Genomic DNA, 7,980 nt, shown 5'->3' on the forward strand with positions numbered 1-7,980 from the left:
CCGTCGGCGGAGACGTCGAGGTCGAACGCCGTCGCGTAGCTGGACTGGATCTCGAAACCGCTGGTGCGGGAGCGGGAGGCGCCGGCGTCGAAAGCCGGGTCGCCGGGCCGGGCCTCGAAGGTGAGGACCACGGACTCGATGGCGCAGGGCGCCTGCAGGTCGACGACGATCCACTGGCCGTCGCCCTGGGCGGCGCGCCAGCCGGAGCCGCGGACGCCGACCTGCGCGAGACCGTCGACGGCGAACTCGGCCGGGGTGGCGGCGTAGCCGGTCGAGGAGACCTGGACCGGCCGGAACAGGGCGAGGTCGGTCCTGCGGCCCTCGGGTGCGGCCGGCGCCGCCGACGCGACGCCGGGCAGGACGGCCGCGAGGCCGAAGCCGGCCAGCAGCCCGGTTCCGGCGGCCAGGACGTGCCGACGGGACAGGGCGGCCACCTCCACGCGCTCGTTCTCCTCCGCCATGCGGACTCCGTTCTTCGGGCGGCAACCGGGACCTGGCGGGGTGTGGCGCCGTGGGGCTGACAACGTTGCCAGGAAGCTTCCGTCGCGGCCGTCGACACCGTCAAGAAGACAAGGAAGACAAGAATTCGGATTAATGACATCGATGTCTGGCGGGTGCTCCACTGAGCGGTGCACCGGCGGACCGCAACGGAGTTGCAGCGTTCCGCGGAGACGGAAGGCGGTCAGCGAAGCGAAGCGATTCGACCGGTTTGCGCGGGTACGCCCCGTTCGCCTCAGGCCTCCGCGTGCGCCGCGGCCGGCTCCACCGCGGCCCTCAGGCCTCCGCGTGCGCCACGGCCGGCTCCACCGCGGCCCTCAGGCCTCCGCGTGCGCCACGGCCAGCTCCACCGCGGCCCCCAGGTCGTTGACCCACCGGAACCCGCGGTCACCCAGGTGCTCCCAGCCCGGCCCGGCCGTGCCCACTTCGCACCCCAGTGTCCGGATCCGCGCCGCCAGGAGGTCGTCGGCCGTCGCCGGGGCCGTCGACCACAGCACCACCAGCACCGGATCGAGGCGGGCCGCCAGGTCCGCCACGGTTTCCGCGGGGACCAGCTGGCCCAGGTACGCCACCGGGACCGCCGCCTCGGCCAGGGTGGCCCGCAGCGCCTCGATCGGCAGCGAGTGCCGCTCGGCCGGGCAGCACGCCAGCAGCACCGGGCGGCCCGGCACGGCGGCCGGGAAGCGGCGGCTGAAGCGCTCGAACGCCAGGGAGATCTCCGACGTCAGCGCCCACTCCGACGCGAAGCACACGTCGCCGCGCTGCCAGCGGTCCCCCAAGCCGCGCAGCACCGGGGCCAGCACCTCGGTCCAGGCCGCCGCCGGGCCCAGGGTGCCCAGGGTTTCGTCCAGCAGCCCGGCCACGGAGGCGTACCGGAGCTCGTCCGCGGCGTCGGACAGCTCACGCGCGCGCCGCGACGCCGGTACCTCGAGCCCGGCCGGTGCGCGGCCGAACGCCGCCTCGGCCGCCTCCCGCACCGGCATCCCGCGGCCGACCAGGCGCTGCATGTGCTGCAGGCGGCGGACGTCCGCGTCGGAGTACCGGCGGTGGCGGCCGGCGCCGGCCGGCGGCCCGATCCCGTACCGCGCACTCCAGCTGCGCAGCGTCACCGGCGACACCCCGAGCAGCTCGGCCACCTTGCCGGGCGCCCAGGCCCCGGGCGGCGCGTCGTTGTCGGGTTCCACCGTGCCCCTTCGCCTCGCGGACCGCGAACGGCCGCAGTTTAGCGATTCCGGCGGCGGCCGAACGGCGAAGACACGCAGGCCCGGGCGGCGGGGTGACGGCCGGCCGCGGGTGGCGCCCGCCGCGGCCGCGCACCCCGGCCGTCCCGTCGCGCAACGCTCGTGCATCGGCTTCGCGCGGGGTGCCGCCGCCACGCCGCGTGCTCTCGCTCCCCCGATCGGTCTCCCCCGACGGGGTGCCGGGCGAGAAGTCCGTCCACTGTAGCCACGGGCGCCGATCACCCCGTCGGCCCTGGTCCGGCGCCTCCGCGTTCGCTAGCTTGACGGTGATCGCAGTTTTCTGCGCCAGTACCGGGCGGCGCCGCGGGGAGCCGCCGGCCCGGCCGTTTCCAGGGGGATCCACCGTGTCCAGAACACCCCTGCGCGGGGTGAGACGGCTCTGCGCCGTGCTCGCCGCCGTGCTCACCACCGGCGCCTTCGTCGCGCCGGCCGCCCACGCCGACGGGCCGTCGCTCGTCATCACCGCCTCGGCCGGCGCCGGGCCGCAGCTGGTCGCCAAGCCGTTCCCGATCACGCTGACGCTCACCAACACGACCGACCAGCCGCTGACGAAGGTCACGCTCTGGGATGAGCACGTCTCCGGCTCGTGGCTGTCGATCCAGGACTGGGCGGGCCTCGGCGGCAGCCCGCAGGCCGGCGTGACGATCGACCCGGGCGCCACCCGGACGTTCACGATCACCGCCGCCGTCTGGACCTGGAACGGCGCGCCGCAGGACCGGTTCCGCGGGCCCGACGCCGAGGGCGGCTACCTGGCCGTCCCGATGGTCGACCCGACCACGACCCACGGTTCCACGTCCGGGGTCGTCTACGGCGACCGGAACGCGAACGGCACCTTCGACGCGGGTGAGGGACTGCCCGGCGCCATCGCCTACCTGTACGGCACGAGTTCCGGCAACCCGATCGAGGTCACCACGGACGCCGACGGGCGGTTCACCTTCACCGGGCTGCCCGCCCAGCGCTACGGGATCTCCGCCCGGAGCCTGCCGGACGGCTGGGTGCACGATTCGGTCCAGCGGAACGTCGACGTCGACGGCAGCGACCCCGGGCCCGAGGTGCCGGTGGGTGCGCTCCGGCCGTTCACCGAGAAGCTGCACGCGACCGGCTCGTTCGACCGGACCGCCTACCAGGTCGGCGAGACCGTCCAGGTCACCTTCACCCTGACCAACGTCAGCGGCGGCGACCTGCACGGGATCACCACCGGGTGCGACCGCTTCGGTTCCAGTGCCCACCTGCTGGGCTGGACCGACTGGGACATCACCGCCCCGGCCGCGATCGACCTGGCCGCGGGCCAGACCCGGACGTTCACCGAGACCGGCACCGTCCCGGCGGGCGCGACCGCCTACGGCTCGGTCCACCTGGCCTGCGACCTCGGGCTCGACCCCGGCCCGGCGGAAGGGCGGCCCGAGGTCGACCTCTTCGCGCACGTGCCGGCCCCGCCGGGCGGCACCGCGGGCGTGATCTACCACGACGACAACGGCAACTACACGGTCGACCCGGGCGAGCCGATCACCGGGACGGCGGTCGAGCTCGTCGACCGGGTCGACGGCTCGGTGACCGCGACGACCGTGTCGGACGCCCAGGGGCACGTGGCGTTCGCGAACGTCCCGGCCGGCCCGTACAGCCTGCGCGTCGACGGCTGGCGCCCCGCGGAGGACGCCGCGGACGTCTCCGTCGGCACCTGCTGGTACTGCAGCGAGGACTGGGCCATCGCGTTCCGGCGCTGACCGGGGCCCGTGGCCCGGCGGCGCGCCGGGCCACGGGTCGTCCACAGTGGAGCAGGCCGGCCGGCGAACCCGCAGCTGAGCGGACCGGACGGCCGGCTGGTCCGGTCCCCGGCGGCGGGTACCGCGGTCCGATCACCCGGGCAGTGACGGAAAACTCGCGGAATTCCCCGGTCCGCCAGACTGCGCCACGGGCCCGTCAGGCCCTAGGGTTCGCATCATGAAGGTCGGCCTGCTCACCCGCGAATACCCGCCGGAGGTCTACGGCGGCGCCGGGGTCCACGTGGAGTTCCTCGCCCGGGAGTTGCGACCGCTGGTCGACCTCGACGTGCACTGCTGGGGCGCGGACCGCGCCGACGCCACCGGGCACACCGATCCGCACGGCTACCGGCAGCCCGCGTTCACGACCATGGACATCGCCGTGTCCATGGCGAACGCCCTCGAAGGCCACGACCTCGCGCACAGCCACACCTGGTACGCGAACCTCGCCGGGCACCTGGCGAAGATGACGCACGGCATCCCGCACGTCGTCACCGCGCACTCGCTGGAGCCGCTGCGGCCGTGGAAGGCCGAGCAGCTCGGCGGCGGCTACCGCGTCTCGTCGTGGATCGAACGCGAGGCCTACGAAGCCGCGGACGCGATCGNNGCCGCCTACCCCGCGGTGCCGCCCGAGCGCGTGCACGTGATCCACAACGGCATCGACACCACGCTCTACCGCCCGGACCCGGGCACCGCGGCGCTGGCGAAGCACGGCATCGACCCGGACCGGCCGTACGTGCTGTTCGTCGGCCGGATCACCCGGCAGAAGGGCGTCCCGCACCTCGTCCGCGCCGGGGCCGCGCTGGACCCCGGCGTCCAGCTGGTGCTGTGCGCGGGCGGCGCGGACACCCCCGAGCTCGACGCGGAGTTCCGCGGGCTGGTGGCCGAGCTGGAGAAGACCCGCACCGGCGTCCGCTGGATCCCGGAGATGCTGCCGCGCGACGAGGTCGTGCAGCTGCTCACCCACGCCGCGGTGTTCGCCTGCCCGTCGGTCTACGAGCCGCTCGGCATCGTGAACCTCGAGGCGATGGCGTGCGGCACGCCCGTGGTGGCCAGCGACGTCGGCGGCATCCCCGAGGTCGTCGACGACGGCCGCACCGGGCTGCTGGTGCACTACGACGAACAGGACCCGCAGGGGTTCGAGGCGGGCTTGGCCGCCGCGTTGAACGAAGTGGTCGGCGCCGGAGACCGGGCCGCCGCGATGGGTGCCGCCGGCCGCGAGCGCGCGGTCGGCGAGTTCGGCTGGAAGGCGATCGCCGAGCGGACGGTCGCCCTCTACGAAGCGTGCGGGAGGTCGTCGTGACAACTGGAGCCGATGTGCTGGGCATCGTCCTCGCGGGCGGCGAGGGCAAACGCCTGATGCCGCTCACGGCCGACCGCGCGAAACCCGCCGTGCCGTTCGGCGGCGTGCACCGGCTGGTCGACTTCGTGCTGTCGAACCTGGTGCACGGCGGGTTCCGGCGACTGTGCGTGCTGACGCAGTACAAGTCGCACTCGCTCGACCGGCACATCTCGACGACGTGGCGCCTCTCGGCGCTGACCGGCGAGTACGTCACGCCGGTGCCGGCGCAGCAGCGACTGGGCCCGCGCTGGTACCAGGGCAGCGCCGACGCCATCCACCAGAGCCTGAACCTGGTCTACGACGAGGACCCCGACTACATCGCGGTGTTCGGCGCGGACAACATCTACCGGATGGACCCCCGGCAGATGCTGGACGCCCACATCGCGTCCGGGGCGGGCGTCACGGTCGCCGGAATCCGCGTCCCGCGGGCGGAGGCGAGCTCGTTCGGCGTCATCCGGACCACCGACGGGCTGATGATCGACGCGTTCATGGAGAAGCCGGCCGACCCGCCGGGCCTGCCGGACTCCCCCGAGGAGTCGTTCGTGTCGATGGGCAACTACATCTTCACCACGAAGGTGATGCTCGAGGCACTGCACGCCGACGCCGAAAACGCCGCGTCGCACCACGACATGGGCCGCGACATCATCCCGGCGCTGGTCAAATCGGGTGAAGCCGCCGTCTACGACTTCAACACCAATGTCGTACCCGGCGAAACCGAACGCGACCACGGTTACTGGCGCGATGTCGGGACGATCGACAGCTACTACGACGCGCACACCGACCTGATTTCGACGCACCCGATCTTCAACCTCTACAACCGGAAGTGGCCGATCCTCGCGCACCCCGGCCAGCGCGCGGCCGCGAAGTTCGTCGAGGGCGGCTCCGCGAACCAGTCGATCGTCAGCAACGGCTGCATCATCTCCGGGGCCCAGGTCGTCGACTCGGTGCTCTCCCCCGACGTCCTCGTCGAGCAGGGTGCGGTGGTGCAGGGCTCGGTCCTGCTCGACGGCGCCCGCGTCGGCCGCGGCGCGGTGGTGCGGCGGGCGATCCTGGACAAGAACGTCGTGGTCCCGCCCGGGGCGCACATCGGCGTCGACCTGGCCCGCGACCGCGGGCACTACCACGTCAGCGAGGGCGGCATCGTCGTGCTGGGCAAGGGAGAACGCGCGATCTGAGCCGGCTCAGGAGCGGGCGGCCGCCGAGATCCGCTCGACGACCTGGCGGGGGTCGATCCCCCAGCGCTCGGCGAGCTCGGAGATCGAGGCTCCCGCCGCGTACTCGGCGGCGATCATGCTGTTGACGACGCCGGCCACGGCTCACTCCTCGACCACGGGTGCTCGGGCACCCGAGATGCTACATGTTCGTCGCGGACGGCGAACAACCTGCTGCACGTCACCGTCCGGTTTTGTCCGGCTCCCGCGGCGGCTTCGGCGAATTCGCCTTCGCGCGCGTCGCACTGAACACGGCGTCGAAGATCGGCGTCGGCTCACCGTCGTCGCTCTTCGGCCGCTCGTCCCCCGCAGCACTCTTTTCCTCTCCCACGCGCCCAGTTTCTGCGACGGCCGCGGATTTCGCTGACGCGAGCCCCGAAAATCGCCCGGCCGGGGGATCTCGTTTTCGCGCTTTCCCGGCACCGAAAAACGATTTCCCGTGTGCATTTCCGCAGATCCCGGGAATATCCCGGGTCGTCCGCGGATTGCACCCGGCATGAAGGCAGTCGTCTACCGCCGCCACGGCGGACCCGAAGTGCTGGAGCTGTCGGAACGGGCCGTCGCGGACCCGGGACCGGGCGAGGTGCGCGTCCGGATCGTGGTGTCCGCCGTCAACCCCACGGACTGGAAGGCCCGCAGCGGCCTCCGCGCCGAGCCCGGGGCCGAGATCCCGGAAACCGTGCCCAACCAGGACGGCGCGGGCGTGGTCGACGCGGTCGGCCCGGACGTGACCGAGTTCGCGCCCGGCGACCGCGTGTGGCTGATCATCGCCGGCGCGTACGGGCCCGCGTCCGGCACGGCGCAGGAGTACACCGTGCTCCCGGCCGCGAAGCTGGTCCGGCTGCCGGACGGCGCCGGGTTCGACGAGGGCGCCGGTCTCGGCATCCCGGCGCTGACCGCGCACCGCGCGCTCACGGTCGCCGAGGACGGCCCGGCCCGGCTCGCTCCCGGCGCGCTGGCCGGCCGCACGGTGCTCGTCAGCGGCGGAGCGGGCGCGGTCGGCAACGCGGCGATCCAGCTCGGCCGCTGGGCCGGGGCGACGGTGATCGCGACGGTCAGCAGCGCGGAGAAGGAGGCTCTGGCCCGGGCCGCCGGCGCCCACCACGTGCTGCGGTACCCCGACCCGGAGCTCGGCGCGCGGATCCGCGCGGTCGCACCCGACGGCGTGGACCTGGTGGTCGAGGTCGCGATGGGGGTCAACGCGAAGCTGCACACGGAGGTGCTGCGTCCCCGGGGCACGGTCGCGACCTACGGCGACGACCGGGGCACCGGGACGGTGAGCCTCGACTTCGGGACGAACCTGTGGCTCAACGCGCGGTACCAGTTCCTGGTGCTGTACACGGTGGGCGAGGACAAGCTGCGCGCCGGCGCCGAGGACATCACGGCGGCCCTGGCCGACGGCGCGTTGCGGCTCGGCGAGGACCGCGGGGTGCCGATCCACCGGTTCCCGCTGGCGGAAACGGCGAAGGCCCACGCGGCTTCGGAGGACGGGATCACCGGGAAGGTGCTGATCGACGTCGGCCCGGCCGACTGAGCCGGGCCGAGCGGGTTTGCCACTCCGGTCAGGACACCGCGGCCGCGGTCAGGCCGATCTCCGCCGGCACCGCGCGTCCCGCCCGCAGGTGGCAGCCCGCCTCGTCCGCCCGGCCCGATGCTGACCCGCTCAGCCGGTGATGCGCAGGCCGCGACGCAGGGCGTCGACCTCGTCGGCGAACATGCGGCGGGAGATCGCGGCCGTCTCGACCATCCCGGAGCCGTGGAAGGTGCCGGGGTAGTGCCGCAGGTCGACGGACACGCCCGCGTGCGCTAGCCGCTGGGCGTAGGCGATCCCCTCGTCGCGCAGGGGGTCGAACTGGCACGTCGTGACGAAGGCGGGCGGCAGTCCGGACAGATCGGTGGCCCGGGCCGGGGCGGCGTAGGGCGAGACG

General features: G+C 73.7%; 9 protein-coding genes. 4 read left to right on the forward strand and 5 right to left on the reverse strand.

The features are described from left to right. Positions 1–461, reverse strand: a 461-nt coding sequence (locus tag CCN39_RS15440; protein ID WP_143264047.1) for a discoidin domain-containing protein, incomplete at its 3' end; no start/stop codon positions are given. A 354-nt stretch (positions 462–815) separates the two neighbouring features. Next, positions 816–1,682, reverse strand: a complete 867-nt coding sequence (locus CCN39_RS15445; RefSeq protein ID WP_086842609.1) for a MerR family transcriptional regulator — start codon at positions 1,680–1,682, stop codon at positions 816–818. A 401-nt stretch (positions 1,683–2,083) separates the two neighbouring features. Here CCN39_RS15445 and CCN39_RS15450 point away from each other — a divergent pair, with 401 nt between their 5' ends. The 3 genes from CCN39_RS15450 to glgC all read left to right on the forward strand — a co-directional run bounded on the left by CCN39_RS15450 (position 2,084) and on the right by glgC (position 6,016). After that, positions 2,084–3,463 (forward strand): MSCRAMM family protein, encoded by a 1,380-nt coding sequence (locus CCN39_RS15450; RefSeq protein ID WP_244210800.1) that lies wholly within the window; start codon positions 2,084–2,086, stop codon positions 3,461–3,463. Between the two features lie 217 nt (positions 3,464–3,680). Continuing rightward, positions 3,681–4,802 carry a glycogen synthase gene (glgA, locus tag CCN39_RS15455; RefSeq protein ID WP_086842613.1) on the forward strand — a complete coding sequence of 374 codons (1,122 nt, stop codon included), beginning with the start codon at positions 3,681–3,683 and terminating at the stop codon, positions 4,800–4,802. Beyond that, a complete protein-coding gene (glgC, locus tag CCN39_RS15460) occupies positions 4,799–6,016 on the forward strand; it encodes a glucose-1-phosphate adenylyltransferase (RefSeq protein WP_167455097.1) in 1,218 nt (405 codons plus the stop codon). Before glgA ends, glgC begins: the two co-directional genes overlap by 4 nt. Before the next feature lie 6 nt (positions 6,017–6,022). On the opposite strand, the gene CCN39_RS52590 is transcribed toward glgC, so the two are convergent. Continuing rightward, complete coding sequence (locus tag CCN39_RS52590; RefSeq protein ID WP_020647431.1) at positions 6,023–6,154, reverse strand: hypothetical protein; 132 nt, start codon at positions 6,152–6,154, stop codon at positions 6,023–6,025. Positions 6,155–6,233: 79 nt separating this feature from the next. Further along, a complete protein-coding gene (locus tag CCN39_RS50710) occupies positions 6,234–6,383 on the reverse strand; it encodes a hypothetical protein (protein ID WP_167455098.1) in 150 nt (49 codons plus the stop codon). Positions 6,384–6,548: 165 nt separating this feature from the next. On the opposite strand from CCN39_RS50710, the gene CCN39_RS15465 reads away from it, so the two are divergent. Further along, positions 6,549–7,586 (forward strand): NADPH:quinone reductase, encoded by a 1,038-nt coding sequence (locus CCN39_RS15465; RefSeq protein WP_086842617.1) that lies wholly within the window; start codon positions 6,549–6,551, stop codon positions 7,584–7,586. Between the two features lie 129 nt (positions 7,587–7,715). Here CCN39_RS15465 and CCN39_RS15470 read toward each other — a convergent pair. Continuing rightward, a partial coding sequence (locus tag CCN39_RS15470; protein ID WP_143264048.1) for an alpha/beta hydrolase fold domain-containing protein occupies positions 7,716–7,980 on the reverse strand: 265 nt, incomplete at its 5' end.

Origin of the sequence: Amycolatopsis kentuckyensis (assembly GCF_002155975.1) — a bacterium.
Lineage (GTDB): Bacteria > Actinomycetota > Actinomycetes > Mycobacteriales > Pseudonocardiaceae > Amycolatopsis > Amycolatopsis kentuckyensis.